This is a genomic window from Actinoplanes sp. ATCC 53533, from assembly GCF_003947245.1.
On sequence record NZ_QHHV01000223.1, the window covers coordinates 42,479 to 66,007 of the forward strand.

16 protein-coding genes and 1 pseudogene are annotated in these 23,529 nt (G+C 71.6%); 4 read left to right on the top strand and 13 right to left on the bottom strand.

Annotation, left to right across the window (positions count from 1 at the left end; translation table 11 throughout):
- The first annotated feature begins 31 nt into the window (after positions 1-31).
- The 3 genes from DMB66_RS49795 to DMB66_RS63175 all read left to right on the top strand — a co-directional run bounded on the left by DMB66_RS49795 (position 32) and on the right by DMB66_RS63175 (position 4,455).
- Complete coding sequence (locus DMB66_RS49795) at positions 32-1,507, top strand: APC family permease (RefSeq protein ID WP_125811118.1); 1,476 nt, start codon at positions 32-34, stop codon at positions 1,505-1,507.
- An 82-nt stretch (positions 1,508-1,589) separates the two neighbouring features.
- Positions 1,590-2,162 carry a MarR family winged helix-turn-helix transcriptional regulator gene (locus tag DMB66_RS49800; RefSeq protein WP_125811119.1) on the top strand — a complete coding sequence of 191 codons (573 nt, stop codon included), beginning with the start codon at positions 1,590-1,592 and terminating at the stop codon, positions 2,160-2,162.
- A gap of 481 nt (positions 2,163-2,643) precedes the next feature.
- Positions 2,644-4,455 (top strand): glycoside hydrolase family 5 protein, encoded by a 1,812-nt coding sequence (locus tag DMB66_RS63175; RefSeq protein ID WP_199753099.1) that lies wholly within the window; start codon positions 2,644-2,646, stop codon positions 4,453-4,455.
- A 347-nt stretch (positions 4,456-4,802) separates the two neighbouring features.
- On the opposite strand, the gene DMB66_RS49815 is transcribed toward DMB66_RS63175, so the two are convergent.
- The 9 genes from DMB66_RS49815 to DMB66_RS49855 all read right to left on the bottom strand — a co-directional run bounded on the left by DMB66_RS49815 (position 4,803) and on the right by DMB66_RS49855 (position 16,710).
- Positions 4,803-5,120 (bottom strand): hypothetical protein, encoded by a 318-nt coding sequence (locus DMB66_RS49815; RefSeq protein WP_125811120.1) that lies wholly within the window; start codon positions 5,118-5,120, stop codon positions 4,803-4,805.
- A gap of 940 nt (positions 5,121-6,060) precedes the next feature.
- A complete protein-coding gene (locus tag DMB66_RS49820) occupies positions 6,061-7,272 on the bottom strand; it encodes an MFS transporter (RefSeq protein WP_199753100.1) in 1,212 nt (403 codons plus the stop codon).
- A gap of 191 nt (positions 7,273-7,463) precedes the next feature.
- On the bottom strand, positions 7,464-8,210 hold the full coding sequence (locus tag DMB66_RS49825; RefSeq protein ID WP_125811136.1) for a family 1 glycosylhydrolase: 747 nt from the start codon (positions 8,208-8,210) through the stop codon (positions 7,464-7,466).
- A 48-nt stretch (positions 8,211-8,258) separates the two neighbouring features.
- On the bottom strand, positions 8,259-10,772 hold the full coding sequence (locus DMB66_RS49830; protein WP_125811121.1) for a hypothetical protein: 2,514 nt from the start codon (positions 10,770-10,772) through the stop codon (positions 8,259-8,261).
- A complete protein-coding gene (locus DMB66_RS49835; RefSeq protein ID WP_125811122.1) occupies positions 10,757-11,119 on the bottom strand; it encodes a hypothetical protein in 363 nt (120 codons plus the stop codon). The genes DMB66_RS49830 and DMB66_RS49835 overlap by 16 nt, the downstream gene beginning before the upstream one ends.
- 250 nt (positions 11,120-11,369) lie before the next feature.
- Positions 11,370-13,073 (bottom strand): amidohydrolase, encoded by a 1,704-nt coding sequence (locus DMB66_RS49840; protein WP_125811123.1) that lies wholly within the window; start codon positions 13,071-13,073, stop codon positions 11,370-11,372.
- Positions 13,070-14,059 (bottom strand): ABC transporter permease, encoded by a 990-nt coding sequence (locus DMB66_RS49845; protein ID WP_125811124.1) that lies wholly within the window; start codon positions 14,057-14,059, stop codon positions 13,070-13,072. Before DMB66_RS49845 ends, DMB66_RS49840 begins: the two co-directional genes overlap by 4 nt.
- The gene (locus tag DMB66_RS49850; protein WP_125811125.1) at positions 14,059-15,555 is read right to left on the bottom strand and encodes a sugar ABC transporter ATP-binding protein; all 1,497 of its coding nucleotides are present in this window, start codon (positions 15,553-15,555) and stop codon (positions 14,059-14,061) included. The genes DMB66_RS49845 and DMB66_RS49850 overlap by 1 nt, the downstream gene beginning before the upstream one ends.
- A gap of 117 nt (positions 15,556-15,672) precedes the next feature.
- Positions 15,673-16,710 carry a sugar ABC transporter substrate-binding protein gene (locus DMB66_RS49855; RefSeq protein WP_199753101.1) on the bottom strand — a complete coding sequence of 346 codons (1,038 nt, stop codon included), beginning with the start codon at positions 16,708-16,710 and terminating at the stop codon, positions 15,673-15,675.
- A gap of 456 nt (positions 16,711-17,166) precedes the next feature.
- Between DMB66_RS49855 and DMB66_RS49860 the strand changes: the two genes are divergently transcribed.
- Entirely contained in the window at positions 17,167-18,183 is a 1,017-nt protein-coding gene (locus tag DMB66_RS49860) for a response regulator transcription factor (RefSeq protein ID WP_125811126.1), read from the top strand.
- A gap of 360 nt (positions 18,184-18,543) precedes the next feature.
- On the opposite strand, the gene DMB66_RS66310 is transcribed toward DMB66_RS49860, so the two are convergent.
- The 4 genes and pseudogenes from DMB66_RS66310 to DMB66_RS49880 form a co-directional block, all read right to left on the bottom strand.
- Positions 18,544-20,772, bottom strand: coding sequence for a DUF222 domain-containing protein (locus DMB66_RS66310; protein ID WP_370320832.1), 2,229 nt, complete (start codon positions 20,770-20,772; stop codon positions 18,544-18,546).
- Complete coding sequence (locus DMB66_RS49870) at positions 20,769-21,752, bottom strand: alpha/beta fold hydrolase (protein ID WP_125811127.1); 984 nt, start codon at positions 21,750-21,752, stop codon at positions 20,769-20,771. Before DMB66_RS49870 ends, DMB66_RS66310 begins: the two co-directional genes overlap by 4 nt.
- 61 nt (positions 21,753-21,813) lie before the next feature.
- Positions 21,814-22,341 (bottom strand): GNAT family N-acetyltransferase, encoded by a 528-nt coding sequence (locus DMB66_RS49875; protein ID WP_125811128.1) that lies wholly within the window; start codon positions 22,339-22,341, stop codon positions 21,814-21,816.
- Positions 22,342-22,557: 216 nt separating this feature from the next.
- Positions 22,558-23,529: pseudogene (locus tag DMB66_RS49880) on the bottom strand (hypothetical protein); the annotation flags it as partial.

Consider the following 23,529-nt stretch of genomic DNA (forward strand, 5'->3'; position numbering starts at 1 on the left):
GTTCTCCTGCCACCCCCTCCGGAGGAATGCCATGTCCGCTGACCCCGCCGCCACCGCCGGTCCGCAGGGGCCCGGCCTGAAACGCGACGCGATATCCGCCGCCGGCATCGTGTTCCTGGTGCTGGCCGCGGCCAGCCCGCTCATCGGCCTCACCGGCGCGGTGCCGGCCGCGATGGTGGTCGGCAACGGGCTCGGGGCGCCCCTGGCGTACGCCGTGGTCGGGGTGATCGTGCTGGTCTTCGCCGTGGGCTTCGTGGCGATGTCCCGGCACGTCACCAACGCCGGCGCGCTGTACGCCTACGTGGGCCGGGGCCTCGGCGCCCGGATGGGCCTGGGCGCCGCGGGCGTGGCGCTCTGGTCCTACACGGCGATCCAGGCCTCGGTGTACGGCTTCTTCGGGGTGGTCGGCTCGGCCACGCTCGACTCGTGGACCGGGCTGAAGCTGCCGTGGTGGGTGCTCACCGTCGCCCTGGTGCTGCTGGTGCAGGTGTTCGGCTACCTGCACATCGAGCTGGGCGCGCGGGTCCTGGCGGTGCTGATGATCCTGGAGTGGGGCACGATGCTGGTGCTCGGCCTGGTCATCCTGGCCAAGGGCGGCACCGGCGAGGGCCTGGGCGTCTCGCAGGTGTTCTCCGTCGAGAGCCTGCTGGCGGGCGCGCCCGGCGTCGCGCTGGTGTTCGGCTTCGCCTCGATGTTCGGCTTCGAATCCAGCGCCATCTACGGCGAGGAGGCGCGCAACCCCGAGCGCTCGGTGCCGCGCGCGACGTACCTGTCGATCGTCCTCATCACGGCCTTCTTCCTCTTCACCTCCTGGACCCTGATCGTGGGCCATGGCCCGGCCGGCGCGGTCGCGGCGGCCGGCAAGGCGCTCGAGTCCGGCGACCCGGCGGCGTACGTCTTCGACGCCGGCGGCACCTACCTGGGCTCGTGGGCGCCGCACGCGATGAGCGTCTTCGTCATCACGTCGATGTTCGCGGCGGCGCTGGCCTTCCACAACGGCATCTCCCGCTACCTGTTCACCCTCGGCCGCGACGGCGTGCTGCCGCGCGGGCTGGCGGCGGTGCATCCGCGCACCCGGGCCCCGCACGTGGCGTCGGTGACCCAGTCGGTGTCGATCCTGGTGCTCATCACGCCGTTCATCATCGCCGGGGCGGACCCGGTGGCGACCCTGTTCTTCTGGGGCTCGGGGGTCGCGGTGGTCGGCATCGTGACGCTGTACGCGCTGACCTCCGCCGCCGCGTTCCGCTACTTCCGGTCGCACCCGGGCCAGGACTCCCGGCTCTGGCACACCCGGATCGCCCCGCTGCTCTCCGTGTTCACCATGATCGGCGCGCTCGCCCTGGTGCTGAAGAACATCGACACGCTGGTCGGTGCCGCCACCGGGCCGACGGTCGTGCTGCTGCTGACGGTGCCCGTCGCGTTCCTGCTGGGGTTCGCCGCGTACAGCGCCGCCCGCCGGCGGCTCGACCCGTCCGCGCAAGCCGGCCTCGTCGACGAGCTGACCTGACCCGGGCACCCCCGCCGCCGCCCGGCGGCGGGGGTGCCGAAGGTAGCCTCGTACGGGTGCGACATCGCCGTGGAGGAGTCCTGTGACGGGTCATCGTTCGATCACCGAGACTGAGAAGACCGTTCAGGAGAAGCTCGGCGACGTCCCCCTCAACTGGGAGTCGATGGCGGCGGTCGCGAACATCTACCGGGCCGCCGCGGCGACCCGCCACCACGTCGAAAATTCGGTGCTGCGCGAGGTCGAGCTCACCTGGACCGGCTTCGTGGTGCTCTGGGTGGTATGGATCTTCGGCGAGACGGAGACCCGCACCGTCGCCGAGGAGGCCGGCATCTCCAAGGGCACCCTCACCGGGGTGTCCCGCACGCTGGAGGCCCGCGGCCTGGTCCGGCGCTCCGCGCACGCCACGGACGGCCGGATGGTGCTGCTCGCCCTCACCGACGCGGGCGAGGCGCTGATGCGGCGGCTGTTCCCGGCGTTCAACGCCGAGGAGGCGTTCGTCACCACCCGGCTCAGCACGCCGGAAACCGTGCAGCTCGCCGACCTGCTGCGCCGCATCGTCGCCCAGTTGGAGGGCGAGGGGGAGCAACGCCGCCTCGACCTGCTCGCCGGCGCGGCCCCACAACCGCGCCGCGGCGGCCGCCGCAAACGCACTTAGCCCGAAAACCATTTCCGGTACGGCGGATCGGGCCGGCAACCGCAACAGCACCGTCACCGCCGCAGAAGGGCGACCCGCGGGGCGGGTCACCGAAGTGCCGCCGGCGCCGGGCTGAGAGCGAAGGAAGGCTCCGCGGAACACCCCGGCCGGCGCGCTGGCTGTGGGCTCTGCCCGGGGCGTCGGCTGCGAGTTCTGCCCGGCGCGCTGGCTGTGGGTTCTGCCCGGCGTGTCGGCTGCGAGTTCTGCCCGGTGCGCCGGCATCAGCCCGCGTCCCGCGTGTCCTGCGCGTCCTGCGCGTCCTGCGCGTCCTGCGCGTCCCGCGCGTCCTGCGCGTCCTGCGCGTCCCGCGCGTCCCGCGCGTGCCGCATTCGCCGAGGCGGCGGCTCGGCCGGGCAGATGAAGTTGACCTTAAGTTTGATCCGCTCATGGGAGCGCTCCCGTATGGCCTGCCGTAGGCATTCTCGGGAGAGGCGCGGGTTCAATGTACAGATCCAAGTTCGGTCTCGGCCGGTTGAAGGTGCGCCGGTGGCAAGCGTATGCGGTCGCCGGCGTCGCCGTTGTCGTTGTCGGCGCCGGATTGGGCATCGCCTCCGCCGGCGAGACGGTGCCTACGGTCAACTGTCCCCAGGTCGCGGTCAACGTCGCGGTCCCCGCCCAGCAGCGGGCCGACGTGCAGAACAACCTCAAACTGCTCAACACCCAGATCGACGAGGCCAACCAGCGGCTGCGCACCACCGTCGGTCAGGGTGGCCCGAACTTCATCCAGAACGCGATCCTCGGCCCGCTGAAGGACAAGCGGTTCGCCACGATCAACCGGATCGAGACGGCCATCGGCCGCAACGCCCCGAAGCCCGACCTGAACGCCGAAGGCCTGTCGGCCTGCACGCTGAACAAGAACGGCCGCGCCTCCAAGAAGCAGAACACGACGCTGTCGGCGGCCGCCACCGCGGCCCAGCCGGTGCCGACGGTCAGCTGTCCCACGGTGAGGATCACCGTCGCGGTGCCGGCCCAGCAGAAGGCCGACGTCGACCGGAACCTGGCGCTGCTCAAGACCCAGATCGGCGAGGCCAACCAGCGGCTGCGCACCACCGTCGGTCAGGGTGGCCCGAACTTCATCCAGAACGCGATCCTCGGCCCGCTGAAGGACAAGCGGTTCGCCACGATCAACCGGATCGAGACGGCCATCGGCCGCAACGCCCCGAAGCCCGACCTGAACGCCGAGGGCCTGTCGGCCTGCACGCTGAACAAGGCGCCGACGCCGGCCGAGTCGAAGAGCCCGGCCGTGAAGGCTTCCGTCACGGCGGCGCCGACCACCCGGGCCCCGGCGCCGGCCCCGCCGAAAGCGAACGCTCCCGCCGGCTCTCCGGTGACGGTCAACGGACAGCTGAGCGTCTGCGGCGTGCGCCTTTGCAACCAGTCCGGCACGGCGATCCAGCTACGCGGCATGAGCAGCCACGGCCTTCAGTTCTTCCCGAACTGCGTGAACCCCGACTCGCTGGCCGCACTCCGCAACGACTGGAAGGCCGACTTCATCCGGCTGTCGATGTATGTGCAGGAGGGCGGCCTCGCGAGCGACCCCACCGGCTTCACCAACAAGGTGAACGGCCTGGTTGACGACGCCACGGCACTCGGCCTCTACGTCATCGTCGACTTCCACATCCTCACGCCGGGTGACCCCAACTTCAACCTGGGCCTGGCCAAGACCTTCTTCGAGAACGTGACAGCCAAGCACGCCGCCAAGAACAACGTGCTCTACGAGATCGCCAACGAGCCGAACGGTGTCAGCTGGGACGCGATCAAGTCCTACGCCGACCAGGTGATCCCGGTGATCCGGAAGAACTCGCCGAACAGCGTCGTGCTGGTGGGCACCCGTGGCTTCTCCTCGCTGGGCCTCACCGACGGCAGTGACGAGAAGGAGATCCTGGCCGATCCGGTCGACTTCAAGAACGTCATGTACACATTCCACTTCTACGCCGCCTCGCATGGTGCCGATCGCCGGGCCGTGGTGGCCCGGGCGGCCACCAAGCTCCCGCTCTTCGTCAGCGAGTTCGGCAGCCAGACCTTCACCGGCGACGGCACCAACGACTTCACCAGCACGACCGCCTGGCTGGACCTCCTCAAAGCCAACAAGATCTCGTACGGCATGTGGAGCTTCTCCGACGGCCGTGAGAGCAACTCGGTCTTCAAGCAGGGCACCTGCGCCGGAACCACCTTCGCCGGCACGAACGTCCTGACTGAGGCGGGCCGCTACCTCCGCAGCCGCATCCTCACCGGAGTCGGCAACCCCAACTGAGCCAGAGTCGCCAACCCCAACTGAAACGCCTCACGAGCCCGCGGCCGCAACCCAACCCCTGGGGTTGCGGCCGTGCCGTCTCCGGAAACGCCTTCCACATCCAGGCCTCCGGGTACGACCTCGGAGCGTTCCCGGACGCAGTCCGCAGGTCACTTGGCCGAGCCACCGGTGGCGCACCGGCAGCTGCGAGGTGGCGGCGACGGACGGGTCTGTCATTACGCGGTCCACGTGAGAGTCGTGGATTTCTGTACCCGGCTTGCCGCCGAGAAGCCGCGCAGGCCGTGCAGGCCGCGCACCACACTGCCGCATGGTGAGAACGGCCCGACCGCGGCCAACTCCATCCGACCTCAAGACGCCGTGACAGCAGCCTCGATGCAGGCGCTGTTGACCCGGCCCACCGCGTCCAGGAGATCGTCAAGAGCATTCGCCGACTCGTCACCGATCTCCGCGCGGAGCCAGGCCGAGTACCGGACCTGCAACTGTGTGCCGGCCTGCTCGACGCTCTCGATGCCTGACTTCCCGGCGTTCTCGATGGTGGCCTTGACTGCCTGTTCATCGATGTCCACCGCCTCGCCGGTCCGAGGCGCCTCGGCCGCGAGCTTGCAGGCCGCGACCGCCTCGGCGGTGGTGGACGACGCCGGAGCAGCCGATGGCGCGAGGGTCACGGGTGAAGTCGCCGGCGCAACGGCGGCGGGCTCCGAATCGGCCGGGCTGCAAGCGGAAACGGACATGATGACGATGACTGCCGTAAGGATCTGTGCACGCCGCATGTGGGCACGGTAGGGACAATTCCCTCCCGCCGGGCTCGGCTGACCGGCCGGAATGACGCCGACGAGCGCGGCACCCGATCAGCCCGGCCAGCGCGCGACCGGGACAGCAGTCACCCGTAGCACGTGCGGCGACCCCGGTGACCGCGAGGAATAGCCAGTCGACGGCTCACGGAGTCGCCCTTCTCGTGCGGATCGTCGACCAGCGCGGGAAAGACGGTCCACCGATCTCGCTCGGCAATCGCCATCACGTCGTCCGGCAGGCGCACATCATGCGCCTCCACGTAGTGGGCGAGGCCCTGCGGCCACAAAGTGCTTCCCGTCGGTCAACTCCGTGCCGCCGTCGACCATCCCGCAGATTCGACACGTCGAGAACCCGGCTGCGGCGACGAACACCATCCCTGACCGCGGATACGAAGCGACGGCGACACGTTGCTCGGGTTCAACCCGCGAATTGACGAGGTCAGGCACGTCAGACCACACCTCCGGCGCCGACGGGTCCTGCTGATGGTCGATCGGACGAAGAATTCGCTGGCTGACCGGCCCCCGCATCGACGAGGTCACGCACGTTAGGCCACACCTGCGGCGCCGACGGGTCTGTTGATGGCCGGTCGGACGAAGAATTCGCTGGCTGACCGGCCCCCGCATCGACGAGGTCACGCACGTTAGGCCACACCTGCGGCGCCGACGGGTCTGTTGATGGCCGGTCGGACGAAGAATTCGCTGGCTGACTGGCCCCGTCATCGACGAGGTCAGGCGCGTCAGGTCACACCTGCGGCGCCGACGGGTCTGTTCGATGGCCGGTCGGACGAAGAAYTCGCTGGCTGACTCGACCCCCTCAGCGTACGGATTTGATTCGGTAGACCAGGGCGGCTCCGGCCAGGGCGAACAACGAGGATGCCACGTAGAGCGTGGGGTATCCGCCGGCGTGGGCGACGATGGGTGCGGCGATCGCCGGGGCGAGGACCTGCGGCATGGAGTTGGCGATGTTGATCACGCCGAGGTCCTTGCCGCGGTCCAGATCGGTCGGCAGCACCTGGGTCATGAGGGCGAAGTCCACCGAGGTGAACGCGCCGAACCCGACACCGAGAATCAACGCGGCCACGATCACACCGGTCCAGGAGTGCCAGCCGGCCAGCAGGAAGCCGGCCAGCGCCATGATGACGCCGGACCAGGTGACGAAGACGCGCCGGTTGCCGAGGCGGTCAGACCAGGCTCCGGCGACCAGCACGGTGATGAGCAGTGTGGCCGCGTTGACGGCGGTCAGGATCAGCACACCGCCGTCCGGATCGGCCAGTCCCACTTCATCCTTGAGATAGAAGAACAGGTAGAGCACGGCCATGGCGTTGCCCAGGTTCATCAGGAAACGGGTGAGCCAGGCCCAGGCGAAGTCCGGGTGCCGGGCCGGGCTGATCCAGAATCCGGTCAGGAACGAGCGCCAGCTCCAGGCGGGACGCAGGGCGGCCGGCAGCACATGATCGCGCCGGATCAGCAGGTACGGCACGACGGAGACCAGCACAAAACCGGCGCACGCGAGATAGCCGCCGGTGATGCTGCCACCGACGACCGCCAGGCTCGCCCCGGCTGCGGCCCCGACCGTCTGCGCCACGCCGAAATAGCCGCCGACGATCCCCCGCTGGGCCACGGGCACCTGGTCCGGGATGGCGGCCGTCAGCGCGGCGAACGGCGCGTTCAGCGCGGTCTGCACCAGCGACCAACCGATGATCATCATGGTTATGTCGCGCGCCACGGCCAGGATCGCGAGCCCCGCGACGCCGGTCGCGGTGCCGGCGGCGATCCACGGCAGCCGCCGGCCGAAGCGGGAGATCGTACGATCCGACAGCGCACCCCAGAGCGGGTTCGCGATGAGCGAGAACAACGCGCCGACTCCGGTCACCAGGGCGAGCGCGCCCTGCTTGTCGCCCGGCGAGAAGGCGTCGGCCTGCTTCGCCAGCAGGATCTGCAACGGGCCGTACCAACCGACGAACATGCCCGTCACGGCCAGCGAGAACGTCAGTACCCAGGTGGCCCGCACCCGCTGGGTGGGCACGCCAACTTCGGCTGACCAGGCCGGTCCACCGCGCTGGGCGCGCTCGCCGTGCTGGATCGGTTCGCCGTGCTGGATCGGTTCGCCGTGTTGGGTTGGTTGGCCGTGCTGGATCGGTTCGCCGTGTTGGGTTGGTTCGTCGTGGTCGTCGGGGGTTGCTGCCGCGGGGGCGCCATTCGCCGGAGGCGCGTCGGTCATCGGGACGGCCGTTCGATCGAGGCGGTTCGGGTGACCCGGATCCGCTCACGCAGGCGGCTGAATGATGTCTTGGGAGCACGCCGTCCGGTGCCGTAGTCGCCATGCACCAGGCCGAACCGCTTGGTGGAGCTCGCTGCCCGCACGATGTTGTCCAGCAACGACCACACGGAGCAGACGCGAACATCCACGCTGCGCCTGTCGCGGAGCCGCTCACCGGGCGGGCCGGAGCGTGGCTGGCGATCGCCATGATCGCCATGATCGGCGTCGAACCGGTCGAGCGCCGCATCGCGACGGCCGAGCTGTGCACCAGCTGCGGATGGTGCGCCACGGTGCCGGCACACCAGCCCGGGTGGGGAACGGTGGTGGTATGCCGGTCCGGGCGAGGAACGGTGGCGCTTCCGTACTTGGCGGACCTGGTGCGCGGTGTTCCGCTGTTGCCAGCCGCCTTGGCCCTTCTCCGCGATCGTTGCGGGGCTTTGGCTGGACGTGTCCCAGGCCGACGGCATCCGCCTGCCCTCGCCGGCTGTTTCCTCGATCTGATAGGCCGAGGGCGCCACGGCCCGGAGGAAGCCTTGAGGGATACCCGCCACGTGTCCCGCTCCTCGCGTGCAGTGGACCGCCTTCGCTATTGATGAGAATGATTCGTGTTCGACGCGCGCTACGCAAGAGCGGGAACTACGTCGATCGCCCCGACCGTTGGGCCACGCTCGCGGCTGGAGTTCGAATCCTTGGTGAACCCGCATCCGCAGATGGCAAGCATCGTGATCCTGCGGCGTCGCGGGCCGCACTTTTCACGGTGTCACGCACCGCCGGATCGCTCGGCGGTGGTCTGCCTGGAGTAGGCGGCGTGCTTCTTGGTGCTCCGGGGCGGATCCGATGGCGGCGGCGATCGCGTGCCGGACGGCTGGTTCCGGGTCGGTGGCCAGGTGCGCGCCGAGCTCGGGCCAGCGATGTGGCTGGCGTGCCCAGGCCAGGCCCGCGCAGGCTCGAAGCCAGCGGCTGGGGTGTCCGGCGAGCACTCGGACGTCGATCCTCAGCTCCTCGGCCGGGAGATCGGTCAGAACGGTCGCCAGGGTGTGGTTGGTGTTGTCGTCGGCGCCCGGAAGCAGTTCCACTGCCAGCTCTCGGATCGTCAGGTATTGGTCGGACGTGTGCGCGAGTCGGCCGGCGGCGCGCAGAGCGCGAGCCGCGAGCGAGGGCAGGCCGACAGAAACCTTGAAGCGGCTGAACGGGTCCACTCCGAAGTCGAAGGATTCCTCGCTGGGGGTCGGCGCGCGGACGAAGTCCAGCGTGGCGGCGAGCAGCGCGGTGCGCTGGTCGTCGCCGAGGGTCGGGCCTACCGTCGAGAGGGCGGCCAGCGCGTCTGCCCGGTTCTGGGCGATGTCGTGGGTGTCCCGCGCCCGCCGGAGCATCGCTTCGCAGAACGCGTGCCTGTCGTCGATGCCGAGAATGCGGACCAGCCCGGCGGTCTGCCGAAGGCCGGTGCCCAGGACCTGCCTTCCGGGCTGGTGGACAACGGGCTGGGCGTCACGACGGAATTGCTCCCGAGCGACATCGATGGCGGGCTCGGGGTCGGACCCCGCGATGATCAGCCCGAGGGCCGCCTCCAGGTTGCCGTCCCGGGCGGCCTCGGACAGCCGCGCGCCGGCCAGGGCCGGATCCGCCTTCAGGAGCTCCGCGCCCGCCCGCACGGCGCGCAGACCGACGTCGGGACCGACCAGGATGGCGTCGCAAAGCACGTGGGCCGCCCGCTCCCGGAGGTCCGCATGACGGCCGGCGATCTTGACGAGTGCGACGAGGTGGTCGCGGTCGGTTTGTTCGTGAGTGCCGGGCGCCCGCTTGAAGTAGTTCGCCGTCAGCTCAAGGAATTCTGCCGCGTCGGCATGGCTGGACTCGTCGGCGGTGTGGGCGAAGGCGGCGAAGGCCGGTAGCCAGGTGCCGGCGACGAAGGGGCTCCGCTCGGCGGTCCTCAGCTCCCGCAGGGCCACCTTCGACCATCGCGCGGCCGCCTCGGCGGACAGCACTTCGTCGCCGGCCGCCGCGAACGTGAACGAGGCGATCCGTTCCCACACCGGCGCCTGCTCGGGCGGTGGCCGGAAATCGAGCGGCTGGTCGGGCAGGGCCCCGGCGAGCTTCTCAAGCTTGCGGTCGCAGCCCGCGTGTACGTAGTGAGTGACCGCGTCCGTCCACTTCGCCGTCGCCGCGAAGAGGTCGCCCAGGCGCTCGTGGGCGGTGAGCTCGTCCTGCCAGCTCGCGGCGACGACAGCGTGAGTCAACTGCTGGTGCAGGCAGCGCAGCGCCTCTGGCCAGTCTTCGTCGAGCATCCGGGCGACCGCGCGTTCCGCGAGGCGGAAGGGCTCGGGCAGCACGGAACCGCCCCCGGCGGAGTGCAGCGCCAGGGCGAGGCGGTGGAGTTCATCAAGGCCGCCGTCGCGTTTCCGGTACTGCGCCCGGGTCGCGCGCTGACCATAGAGCCAGAGCGCGGCCGAGTCGTTCGCCCGCTGCCCGATCGCCAGCTCGACAGCCTCCGACCAGCGGTCAAGGGCCTCGTCGGACCGGCCGCTCAGGCCGAGATACCTGGCGTACCGGGCCGATATCCACGCGCGGGCCGACGGCGGGTAGACCGCGCGCCCGCTCGCCAGCAGCTGACTCCAGTCGCCGGAGGCCTCGGCCAGGCACATGAGCATGCGGGCTCGCAGCGTCAGCCCCCGGTCGTCGGCCGGGGTCGAGGCCGCCAACTCGGCGAGGCCGGCATCGCGCTGGGTGAGCAGCTCGGTTCGGCGCCGGGCGACCGCCTGTTCGGCCAGCGCGAGGCCGGTGTGGAATCGGCCCTGATCCGTGGACTCCATCGCGTCGAACACGTCGGCGAGGTCCTCGAGCGTGACCGCCCGGTCGTAGCCGAACGCCGCCGCGACCGACACGGCCTCCATCGCTCTGGTGACCGGCTCGGGGAGGTGCCGCTCCTGGCCGGACAGTGCGTGGAGATGCTGGTTGACCGCGAAGGGATCCCCGGCCCGGTAGCTGTCCCAGCAGAGGTCGATGCGGATGCGCGCGGCCTCGACGAACTCCTGCCCGGCCGCGAGCGCCCCGGCCTGCTTGGTCCGCACCATCGACGCATGCTGGGCGAAGGGAGAGGCCTCCAGCGTCCTGGCGACCTGGTCGAAGAGGACGACGGCCTCGAGCGGCGCCTCCGGGAGCCGGTCTTCCGCCTGCTGAAGGCGCTCGGTCTCGCCGAGGTGCGCGACCGGCCCGCGCAGGACCGCGTCGGCGGCGATCGGCTGGACCTTGTTCAGGACCCGGTCCATGGCGGCGAGTTCCGCCTCACCGACGTGTCGTTCCCCTGGGCCGCCTGGCGTTCCTTCCAGGCGAGCAACTCGTCGACGGGATAGGCGGACTCGTGACCGTCGACCGCGGGATGATGCCGGCCGCACAACAACAACAGGTTCCCGAATTCGTCGATCTTCTCCTGCGGGTAGCCGGGGTCGTACCGCGGACCGCCCGGCTTCTCGGACCGGATGTGGGCGATCTCCACGGTCGTGGTGAGCAGTCCCCGGTCCTTGAACACGAGCGCCGCCGTGCAGGACGGGTACGCGCAGCGGGTGGCGGTGCCGAACAGCAGCTTGATCGTCAACTTCGAGTAGTTCCGGGCCACCGACGAACCCTATCGGGAGCCGGCATGACCTGGTCGGATCGCCCACCGCGCCGGGGACGGGACGGCGTCGCCGCGACAGCGGCGGCTCCTGGCCGGCGCGCCCTGCTGGCGCACCCTGATCGGCTACGCGCTCAGCCCGGCGGGCCGGCAGGGCGGTGGCCCGGCACGGTGATCGGTTCGTGGACGGGTGGAGGTGGTGTCGCGGTTGGCGACGGTGTGTCGCCGTACCGGATGGGTCCTCGGTTTTGAATCAGCGCTCGAACACGATCCGTCCGTCGAAGATGGTGAGGTCGACCTCGGCCTCGGGCAGCTCGTGCGGGTCGATGGTGGTCAGGTCGCGGTCCAGCACGCACAGGTCGGCGACCTTGCCCGCCTCGACGGTGCCCTTCCAGTCCTCGGCGAAGTCCTGCCGTGCCGGGTTGGTGGTGTACGCCCGGATCGCCTCGGCCAGGCCGACGCGCTGGTCCGGCCCGCTGGTCCGGCCGCTGGCCTTGGATTCCCGCAGCAGCATCGCGGCCACGCCCTGCCGCCAGTCCGGCAGGGTGACGGGCGCGTCGGAGCTGGCGCACACGGCCACGCCCGCGTCGAACGCCGAGCGGACCGGCCACTGGTACGCCGAGCGTTCCGCGCCGACGATCTCGTCCATCACGTCCGAGATCGTCCACTTGATCGCCGGGTTCATGTTGATGCCGTAACCGTGTTCGGCCAGCCGGGCCAGGCTGCCGGCGCTGACGAAGTCGCCGTGGATGACGTAGTGCCGGGCGTCCGCGCGGGGATGCGCGGCGCCGGCGGCGAGGAACGCGTCGACGGCCGCGTCGATGGCGCGGTCCCCGGTGACGTGCACGCCCACCTGGAAGCCCGCGGCGTGCGCGAGCCGGACCATCTCGTGCAGCTCGGCGACCCGCAGCCCGGCGTCGTCGCCGGCCACGCAGAGCGCGCCGTGGCCGCCACCGCAGTACGGCTCGCCCATCCAGGCCGTCCGGTTCGGCGGCACCCCGTCGCCGAATATCTTCACGCCGATCATCCGCAGCCGCCGTGGATCGGGCGTGCCGCCGGTTTCCGGGCCGAGCTGGGCCAGGCCCTCGGCCACGTCCGCCGCCGAGCCGCTCATCGGCGCGGGCAGGTACAGCGCGCTGACCCGCGCGTGCAGCGCCCCGTCGGCGGCCAGGGCGCGGTAGGCGGCCCAGTTGGCGCTGCCCAGTCCGCCGAGCGGGGTCTCGTCGCCGCCGGGGCCCAGGCCCGGCTCGGTGTAGCTGGTGATGCCGCGGGAGTGAAGCTCGCCGACCACCCGTTCGATCGCCGCGCGGCGCACCGCCGCGCCGGGTGTCGCGATCCGGGCCTGCACGAGGTGCTGCGCGGCTTCCCGCAGGAGCCCGCTCGGTTCGCCGTCGGCGTCCACGACGATCACCCCGCCGGCCGGCGCCGGGGTGCCGCGGCCGACGCCGGCCGCCCGCAGCGCGGCGCTGTTGACCCAGACCTGGTGCGCCGAGAAGTCGGTCAGGCAGACAGGATGGCCGGGCGCGGCCTCGTCCAGGTCCCGCCGGTGCGGCAGCCGCCGCGGGTCGTCCACGCACTCGGCCAGGTAGCCCGGGTCCCAGCCGAAGCCGATGATCCAGGCGCCGGGCGGCGCCGCCGACGCGGCGGTTCGCACCGCCGCCACGATGTCAGCGATGCTGCGCACGGCGGGATGGCCGAGGTCCAGCGCGAACGGCGGCCGGCTCAGCCCGTAGGCGGCGCCGTGCAGGTGGGAGTCGTTGATGCCGGGCAGGACGGTCCGGCCGTGCAGGTCGATCACCCGGGTCGCCGGGCCGGCCAGCGCCCGGACGTCGGCGTCGCGGCCGACCGCGAGGATCCGGCCGTCGCCGACCGCGACCGCCGCCGCGGTGGTGAACCGTGGGTCGACGGTGAGGACGCGCCCGTTCACCAGCACGAGGCCGGGGTGCTGCGGGGTCATCCGCGGTTTCCTTTCCGGAGGTAGGCCAGGGCGGCGCCGACGATCAGCGCCACCCCCTGGGCCATCTGCTGGTAGAACGTCGGCACGCTGAGCAGGGTGAGCCCGTTCTGGAGCGCGCCGAGGAAGAGCACCCCCAGGGTGACGCCGAGAATCGAGCCGACCCCGCCGGTCAGCGCCACCCCGCCGAGCAGCACCGCCGTCAGCACCGCCAGTTCGAAGCCGACCCCGCCGGTGCCCGCCGCCGCGCTGTCGAGCACCGACGCCTTGATGGCGCCGGCCAGCGCCGCGGCCATCGCGGTGACGACGAACAGGGCGACCGGGGTACGCCGGATGTTGATGCCGGACAGGTAGGCGGCCTCGCGGTTGACACCGATGGCGAACACGTACCGCCCGCCCGGGGTCAGCGCCAGGAACGCGGCGGCGGCGGCGAGGACGAGCACGGCGAGCACCACCGGCACCGCGACGCCGGCGAACCGGGCGCCGCCCAGCCACGCGAATCCGGCGCCGAAGTTGCTCAGCGGCAGGGGGAACAGCTGCTGGTCGAGGCCGCGCACGGCGGTCAGCATGCCGAGCGTGACGATGAACGGCGACAGCCCGAGGTAGCAGCACAGGATCGCGTTGACCGCGCCGACCGCCGCGCCGGCGAGCAGCGCCCCCGCGACGCAGACCGGCAGCGACTGGTGCTGCTCGGCGGCCAGCCAGCCGGCCACCAGCCCGCCCAGCGCCAGGGTCGAGCCGACCGAGAGGTCCAGGTAGCCGCTGATGACCAGCAGGGCGAGCGGCGCCGCGACGATCGCGATGGTCGCCGCGTCGGTGGCGATCCCGCGCAGGTTGGTCTGGGTGAGAAAGCTGCCGCTACCGGCCTGGAAGACCAGGGCCATGACGACCAGTACGGGCAGCAGGGGCTGGCGCAGGGAGAGGGCGAACCCGGCGGCGGCGCGCGACCGGCCGCGTGCGGGGGCGGCCGGTGCGTCGAGCGCGGCCATCACCGCACCCCGTCCGCGTCGTGCACCATCGACAGCAGCGCGGCCTCGGTGAGCCGCGGCCCGGTCAGCTCCCGGATCACCCGCCCACCCGCCATCACCAGGCAGCGGTCGGCGAGCGCCACCACCTCCTCCGGGTCGGAGGAGGCGAACAGCACGGCCACGCCGTCGCGGTCGGCCACGTCTCGTACGGCGTGGTACAGCTCCGTCCGGGAGCCGGCGTCCACGCCCTGCGTCGGGTCGTCGAGCAGTAACACCTCGGTCCTCCGTGCCTCGTTGACCCAGCGGCCCAGCATCAGCTTCTGCTGGTTGCCGCCGGAGAATTTCGCCACCGGCAGCGCCGGCGCGAAGGGGCGTACGCCGAGCGCCCGGGCCACGCCGGTGAACAGCCGTCGCTCGGCGCGGCGGGCGCGGACCCCACCGCGAGCCAGCCGGGCGACACTGGGCAGCAGGGCGTTGTCCTGCGCGCTCAAACCCGCGAACAGGCCCTGCGCCCGGCGGTCCGCCGGGACCAGCGCGATCCCGCCGGCGAGCGCCGCCGCGGGCCGCGACGCGGTGAGCGGCCGGTCGTTCACCAGCACCGAGCCGGCGGTCCGGCGCCGGCGGCCGAACAGGGTCTCCAGCAGCCGCGTACGCCCGGAGCCGATCAGCCCGTACAGGGCGACGATCTCGCCCCGGCCGACCCGCAGGCTGACCGGGCCGAACCCGGGACCGGCGAGCCCCTCGACGGCCAGCTTGGGCGGCCCGGGCGGCGCCGCGCGGCGTGGCGCGCGGGCCGGTGCCCCGCCGGGACCGGCGATCGCGTCGACCAGCCGCTGCCGGGTGTGCCCGGACATCGGCGAGTGGTGGGTGACGCGCCCGTCGCGCAGCACGGTGACCGCGTCGGCGAGCCGCTCCACTTCGGAGAGCAGGTGGGTGATGTAGACGATGGCGAGGCCCTGGGTGCGCAGATCGTCGACCCGGGCGGCCAGCGCGTCGCTCTCGGTGCCGGAGAGCGCGGCGGTCGGCTCGTCCAGGACCAGCACCGAGGCGCTGCGGCTGAGGGCCTTCGCGATCTCGACGAGCTGCCGCTGGCCCATCGGCAGGTCGCCGACCCGGTCCCGGGGCGAGCAGGAGGCGCCGACCCGGGCGAGGAGCTCGGCCGCGACCGACTCCTGTTCCCGCTGGTGCACCAGGCCCCAGCGGGTCCACTCCTGGCCGAGGAAGATGTTCTCGGCCACGGTCAGCGGCTCCACCACGCTCAGCGTCTGGAAGATGATCGCGACGCCGGCCGAGATGGATTCGCGCGGCGTCAGCCGGGTGAACGCCGCGCCGTTGACCTCGATGGTCCCGGCGTCCGGCGGGTATGCGCCGCCGAGGCACTTGATCAGCGTGGACTTGCCGGCGCCGTTGTGGCCCAGCAGCGCGTGCACCTGGCCCGCCGCTACGTGCAGGTCCACCCCGCGCAGGGCCGGCACCCCGTCGAAGGACTTGGCCAGGCCGCTGATCCGAAGGCTCATGGCTTCGTCTTCGTGGGTGCTTGCGTCTTCGTGGGTGCCTTCGCCGATGCTTGCGTCTTCGCTGGTGCTTGCGTCTTCGCCGGTGCTCCGGCGGTGGGATTCGCGGGCTCGCTCATGCTAGGAACCCTGGGCGATCAGGTCGTCGATCTTCGCCGTGTCGGTCTTCTTGAGCAGCGTCACCGGCAGGTCCGCGCTCGGGTTGGGGGTGCCGGCGGCGACCGCGAGCGGCACGTTCACGATGGCCTCGGCGATGTCGCGGGGCGAGAGGGCGACGGAGGCCCGGTAGAACGTGCCCTGCTTGAGGGCCAGCAGCGAGGGGATCGCGCCGTCCACACCGCCGACGAAGGTCTTCGCGTCGTCGTCGGCGCGGCCGGCCTGCTGCAGCGCCTTGAAGCCGCCGTACGCTGCGGCGTCGGTCACCCCGAGGACGAGGTTGAGGTCGGGGTGCTTGGCCAGGATCGCCTTCACCTTGGACAGCCCGGTGTCCGGGTCGATGGCCTGCTCCTGAGCGACCACCTCGACGCCCGGCGCGGCCTTGGTGAACGCGTCGATCATGCCCTTGGTACGGTCGCGGCCGAGCTGGATGGTGGCGTCGGTCAGGAAGGCGATCTTGCCCTTGCCGCCGAGCGACTCGGTGGCCCACTGCGCGGCGGCGTCGCCGAGCAGCGCGCCGCTGGCGAGGAAACTGAACTGGATGTCGGCGCTCTGATTCTGCAACGATCCGCCGTAGGTGACCCAGATCAGCCCGGCGTCGAGCGCCTGCTTGGCGATCTTCTCGGTCGCCTCGAACACCATCGGGAACGACACGATCGCCGGGATCCGCTGGCCGATCCAGGCGGTGAGGCTGGAAACCTGGGTGTCGAAGACCGCCGCGTCGTTCGTGGTGATCAGCTCGACGTTGCGCTGTTTGGCCGCCGCGGTGGTCAGCTTCACGAGCGGGGCGTAGCTGGGCAGCTGGGAGAAGGGATAATCGAGGCCGATCTTGGTCAGCGCCTTCGCCGCGGCGGACGAGGAGCCCGTGCCGCTCGCGGCCGTCTCCGGGCCACTGCACGCGGCGAGGGCCGCCGCCGTCGCGGCGCCGCCGGACACGGCCAGGAAGCGCCGGCGAGACATCCGGCCGGTCAGCGGGGGCATGATGCACGTAGCTGGGTTCATGCCGAGAGCCAACCGCCGGCGCGTGGTCACGGGTATCCGTAGGAGTACCGGTTTCCCGTGTGGGCGGCACCGAGCTCCCGCGTGGCCGGCCTCGGTTTTCCGTCTGGTTGGCACCGAGCTCCCGCGTGGCGGGCCTCGGCTTTCCGTCTGGTTGGTGCTGGGTTTCCGTTCGGCGAGCGCTGGGTTTCCGGTTTGGCGGGTGCTGGTTTTCTGCTTGGTTGGTGCTGGGTTTCCGTTTGGCGGGTGCTGGTTTTCTGCCTGGTTGGTGCTGGGTTTCCGTTTGGCGGGTCTGGCTTTCTGCCTGGCCGGTGCCGGTTTCCCGGTTGGCGGGCTCCGGCTCCCTGCCCGGCTGGCATCGGCCGAGAATTTCGGGCTCAGCGGGGTTGTCCCGGGCCTACTTCGGGCCTATCGTATGGACCCAAACGCTCTGGCGTGTCCCCGCTTGTTGGAGGCCGGATGCTCACCCACCACCACGTGGCGGCCGCCACCCGGGTCGGCATGCTGACCCGCGAGCGGGACACCGCGTCGGCCTGCGGCGAGGCGCTGAGCGTCCTGGGCGAGGCCATTCCGCACGACGCCGCCACGCTGGTCGCCCTGGACCCGGCAGGCGGGGGACACATCCAACTGGCCGGGCTCGAATACACCGCCGCGACCTCCGAGTCGCTGGCGGCCGAGTTCGTCGGCACCCCCTGGTACCGCAACGTGATCGAGCAGCCGCTGCCGCCGTCGATCTCCGCCGACGCCGGGCAGTTCCGGCGCGGCTCGTTCTACGAGCAGTACGTCCGGCCGGCCGGCTACCGGGACGGCGTGACCGGCGCGCTGCGCCGCGGCGGCCGCTACGTCGGCCTGGTGCACCTGGCCAGCGCGAGCGCCGGCGTATTCGACACCGACGCCCGGCAGTTGCTCGCCGCGATGCTGCCCGCGCTGGCGGCACTCGCCGACCTCACCGAGCGGGTACGCGGGCTCGGCGCCCTGCCCGCGGAGGCGTCCGCGGCGCTGATCGGCCCGGACGGCATCGTGGACCTGCCCGACTGCGAACGGCCGCCGATGCTGGCCGACGAGGAGTTCCTGCGCCTGGTGGCGGAGTTCGCCGGCTCGGGTGGCGGTTCGCTGATGATGGTCTGGCGGGTCGGCCGAGACTGGTACCGGGTGGGCCTGAGTCGCCAGCCGCCGGCTGGCTGGCCCGGCGTGGACGTGCTGCTCGTGCAGGCCCGGGTGACCCGCCTGCCGTACGGCCTGAGCCCTCGGGAACTCGACGTGCTCACCCGGATCGCGATGGGCCAGTCCAATCAGGCCATCGCGCACGGCCTGTTCGTGTCGCCGCGCACTGTGCACACCCACATCGAGCACATCCTGCGCAAGACCGGCTGCTCGGCCCGCGCCGAGGCAGCGTCCCTCGCGATGCGGGAACACCTGCTGCGGCCTACCCCTGGGGGCGCGCTCGCCTGCTTCGTGCGGCGACACCTCGCCTAGCAAGGTAGCCACCTTGTGATCATGGTTGGAGATCGAGGGGTGAGCGATGGTGGCGTCGGCGTCGCCCTCCTGACCTGTGTGGGCCGTCCTGGTCCTGTGGGCGGTGCTGATCCGTGTGGGCGGTGCTGACCTGTGTGGGCGGTGCTGACCCGTTGACCTGGGTGGTGGGTGAGGTTGCGGATGGGTCTGATGATGGGGTGTTGATTCGGCGGGTTCGCTGGCGGTTGGCCTGATCAGAGTCTGCTGCCGGTTGACTGCCTGCCGTTGGTCGACTGCCTGCCGTTCGGCTGGGTCCTTGTTGTCGTTTCGGGTGCGGCTGCCGGCGGCGTGGATCGTCAGGACGGCGATGGCAGCCGTCGCTCAGGTCGTGTAGCGGTGCCCGGAGTGCTCCCGGGCCGGTGCGGTGTGGCTCGGTGGGTCTGGGTTTATTGGCGGCGGTGGTAGGTGTTCCGCTGGGGGCGGCGCTCGGGGTCGATGGTGAGCGGTGGGAGGAACTCGGGGTGGCCGTCGGGGCCGAGACGGACCTGCCAGCCGCTGTCGTTGTGCAGCAGGCGGTGGTGTCGGCGGCAGACAGACAAGGCAGGCGTTGGCCAGGTTGGTGGTGCCGCCGTCGGCCCAGGGGATCAGGTGGTGTCCCTCTGTCCAGCGGGCTGGTCTATCGCAATGCGGAAAGCTACAACCGTTGTCGCGCAGGATCAGGGCCCGGCGTAGAGGGCCGGTGAACAGTCGTCGCGCCCGGCCGAGGTCGAGGACTTGGCTGTCGCCGCCGAGGACGGCGGGCAGGATGCGGGCGTCGCAGGCGTAGCGTCGGGCTTCGGCTGGGCTGATCAGGGCTCCGGTGTCCAGCCGCCCAGGCTCGCCACCGCCACCGCCACCGCCACCGCCACCCTCACTGCCACTGCCACCGGTGCTGGTGCCGGTGTAGGGGTGGTGGGGTGGACCGGTGCTGGTGTGGGCGTTCGGTTGGGCAGCCCGGTCGCGGGTCTGACCGCCATCGCCACCGCCGTCGCCATCGCCATCGCCACCGCCGGTGTCTGTGGTTGGCGTGGTGTTGGTTTGCGGATCGTCGGCCTGGAGTCTGCGTGTCGCCCAGCGCTGCTCGGCCAGCGGGGACTGTCCGGTGGGCCGGCACCGCCCGGCTGGTCCGGACTGCTCGGCTGGCGCGGACTGCTCGGGCTGCTCGGCTGGCTCGGGCTGCTCAGCCGGTCCGGACCGCCTGGCTGGCCGGTATTGCCCGGCTGGCTGGGGCCGCTCGGACGTCTGGGACTGCTCGGACGTCTGGGACTGCCCAGCTGGCCCGAACTGCCCGGTGGGCCGGGACTGCTCGGCTGGCCGGTATTGTGCGACTTGCTCGGATTGCCCGGCCGTCTGGGACTGCCCGGCCGTCTGGGACTGCCCGGCCGTCTGGGACTGTCCGGTGGGCCGCGACCGCCTGGTGAGCCAGGACCGCCCGGTGAGCCGGAACTGGTCGGTCAGTGTGCTGAACGGGACCGTGACGACCACCTGGGCCGGGTCACCACCATGACCCGGCAGATCCGAGCCGTCCCGCAACGCACCAGTACACACATCCACCAACGCGTCCGCCCGACGCTGCGCCGGGCTCCGCACCTCCGCCGGATCATGCCGGGGATGACACAACGGGTCCAGGGCCGCGGTGACAGTGGCAGCACCGCTGGTGTCGAGGTAGCCACTCAACCGGACCTGACCGTTGCCCAACGGACTGAGGGTGAACCCCCGCCTGCAATGCGCCCGGGCCTCCTGCCGGGCCAACAGATCAGCTTCACGCAGCTCGGCGACCTCCGGAGCGACATGCTCCAAGATCCGCCCACCCAATCGGCCCAAGACCACCGAATCGAACACCCCCGCCTGCTTCACCAGCACCCGCTCGGCCTCATCGGTGATCTCCCGCCCCACATCACCCGGAAGATCCGCGAGCGTGGCCGCGATGGCCGTGGCCTGCTCAGCAGCCACCACACCAGCACACACCGCGGTGTCCAACACCGGCCGCCGGTTCAAGGCCGCGGCGAGGGCCACCAACCGGGCCGCGGTGCCAGGACTGACCCGCAACCGCTGACGCAGCCACACCGSSACCGTGCTGGTCGCGGCGTCAGCCTCCGGCAGACCCCGCGCTTGCACCTGCCCAATCAGATGCGCCACCACCGCGGTCAACTGCTGCACCCCAGCCCACGCCTGCTCCAAACACCCCACCAACTCCCCGTCCGAGACCACCCAGGCCGGAGCCGTCGCACACGCGGCGGCGGCACGACGGGCTTCGGACACCAGTTCCAACACCCGACCAACTTGGCACAGACACACGACAAGACGGAGATGCCCTGTGGATAACCCCAAACCCAACACAAGAACGCAGCACCGACGACACCCAGCCGGACACACCCACCCGGATGCGACGCGATGGCTGTCGTGCCGGCGGGCGGGATGTCGACGCCGTTCCGCGACGCCGGGCGAGCTCTGGGATGCACAACGGATGGGCGATTTGAACGCCGCGCTGGACCCGGATGAGATCCGGATCCGCAGAAGGCAAGGTTGGGTGCGAGGGCGATCCACCGGTCTCCGGCGACCGGCTGTCACCTCTCGGATGAGGATGACAGCCAGCGGCTCAGGGTGTCGACGTAGGCCGCGGGAGATTCCATCGGTGGCAGGTGGCCGCCGGACGGGAAGATGTGCGAGTGCCAGTCGGGCCGGCGGGCCATCAGGGCGTCGATCATGGGTCTCTCGATGAACTGGTCGCCTTCCGCCCAGGCCAGCATCGTCGGTATCGCCAGCCGGTCGACGGCGGCCAGTACGGGCGCGCGGTTGACGTACATCGAGCGCACCGCGGAGGCGAAGGCGGTGACTCCGTCGTTGAGCCGGTCCGGATGTGCGCGCAGCTGTCCGAGTTGCTCGGCGAGGAGTTGCCGGAGTTCGGGCGAGACCCGGGTCAGGTCGATGCCGGCGTGGGTGGGCCCGCCGGTGGCGTCTGCCCGGGAGGCGAGCAGGCGTTGCTTCATGCCGATCAGCCTTGGGGCGGCCAGCTTCACGAGTGCGCGCGTGACCACGGGAGCCGTGGCGATTATTCCGGCTCCGAGCGTTCGCCAGGCCAGCCGCTGGCCCGGGGACAGGGGAGCGGGCAGGGCGGGTGCGACGAGGATGACTCGGGCTATCCGCTCGGGGTGCCGGGCTGCGAAGAGGACCGTGATCAGCCCGCCGAACGACCAGCCGTGCAGGACAATATCGCGGAGGTCGAGCGTGGTGGTCAGATCGTGCAGGAACTCGGCTGCGGCGGCGGCTTCGACCGCGGCGCGGTGCGGCGACCTGGTCTCTCCGAGCACCGCCCCGGGCAGGTCGGGGGCGATGACCGGCCCCAGCGCGGTCAGCGGTTCGATCGTGTCGAGCCAGAGCGTGGCACCGGCGGCCATCGGGTGGATCAGCAGGTGGACCGGGGCGTCGTCGGCTGCCTGCCGGCCGGCGTCCGCCCGCAGCAGATGAACGTCGGTGCCGTGGACGTAGACGCGCTCGCTGCGAATGCCCGCCCAGCGCACCGACCGGGCACCCCAGTCCTCGTAGTGCACCACCGCAGCGTACGTCGCAGTGCCGAAAAGGCCAGCCCGCCTGGTGCCCGACGGCGTGCGGTCACCGCGACCGGGAATCCCAGTCGGCGGCGGCGAGGCGGTAGAGCAGGCTGGGCTGCCCCGTGCCGTCGCGCCGGTCGCCGTCGGGGACCGCGCCGATCCGCTCCACCGCGCGCCGGGAGCGGAGGTTGCCCGGCGCCACCAGGAAGACGACGCTGTCGACGGCGCCGAAGGCATGCCGGAGCATGAGCCGCTTCAGCTCGCCGTTGCAGCTGCCGCCCCAGTGCGACCGGGCCAGGAAGGTCCAGCCGATCTCGACCTCGCGGCGCCGCGGGTCGTACCCGTGGTAGCGCGACGAACCGATGATCTCGCCGGTCGTGGCGTCGCGCACGGTGAGCGCACCGCCGGAGGCGAGGGCGTCCCGGAAGAAGCGGCGGAAGCGTTCCGGACGGTGCCGCTCGCGGTCGGGATGCTGCTCCCAGATGAGCGGGTCCGCGGCGGCGCGGAGCAGCCCGGCCAGGTCTGCCGGGCGCAGCGGCCGGGCGCCGACCAGCTCGCCCGTGAGGCTGGGTTGCGCGTCGAAGGTCACCGGCCGAACCTACCGACCGCGTCGAACCGCGGCGAGCTGCTGCTGGATCTCACCGAGGCGCACGCCCCGATCCTCGATCGCCAGATGCGACGCCGCCGAGAACGGCCCGGTGCGCGGCGCGCGCGAGATCCCGGCCCAGTCCGGCCCAGTTCGGCCCGGTCCGTCCCCCATCCGCCGAGCAGAGCTGTGGGGAAGCAGAGCGGTTGTCGGTGCCGCCTAGCCTCGGACCGGCGGGGGCGGCTCGGCCGGGTGGCACACCAGCGGCACCGAGGCGGTGTAGGAGACCTGCCCGAAGCAGGCCACCCGGGCGAGGGCCCACCACTCGGCACCGGTACGGGCAGCCGCGGACGCGGACACCGTGAAGGTCAGCGTCCCGGTCTCGCCCGCCGGCACGGTGAAGCCCTGGATCGGCGCGCCCACCGACAGTTCGTCGCCGGGGTCGCCCCAGGTGCCGTACGGGGTGATCAGCTGGGCCTCGCCGCGTACCTCGGAGCGGTTGGGGTTGGTCAGCCGCAGGCTGAGTTCGGCCCGGGTCCCGGGCGCCAGGCTGACCTTCGCCGGCTCCAGGACCGCCGCGAGGCCGGGTGGGGGCGGGCCGGCCACGGTCACCGTGACGACGTCCTCGAGGACCTGGCCCAGGTGGTCGTGGATCCGCGCGGCGAGGAAGTACCGGCCGGGCGTGGCGCCGCCGGCGTCCACGGTGAGCACGAAGTCCTGGTGATCGCCCGGCCGCAGGTCGTACCGGTCGGGGCCGGCCGGGCTGACCGACAGCCCGGCCGGCACGTCGAAATCGACCTTGCCGGCCGCCGCGACGGTCGCGGAGGCGACGGTGACGGTGACGGTCGCGGGCGCTCCGGCTGCGGGCAGGTCGACGGCGGTGGGGTGCACGTGTACGCCCATCGGGAGGTTGCCGACCGGCGCCGGGCCCTTGTTGTGCAGCCAGTAGCGGGTGTAGACCGGCTGGGCCGCCTCCGTCGCCGGGGTGCCGGTGCGCCGCTGGGGCGCCGGCCGGCCGGGCCGCGCGCCGACGGTGACCACATCGGTCGCGGCCAGCGTGACAAGCAGATCATCGCCGTCGACCGCGACCGCCGGCCCGACCGCGACCGCCGGCCCGACCGCGACCGCCGGCCCGCCTGCGACCGCCGGCCCGCCTGCGACCGCCGGCCCGCCTGCGACCGCCGGCCGCCT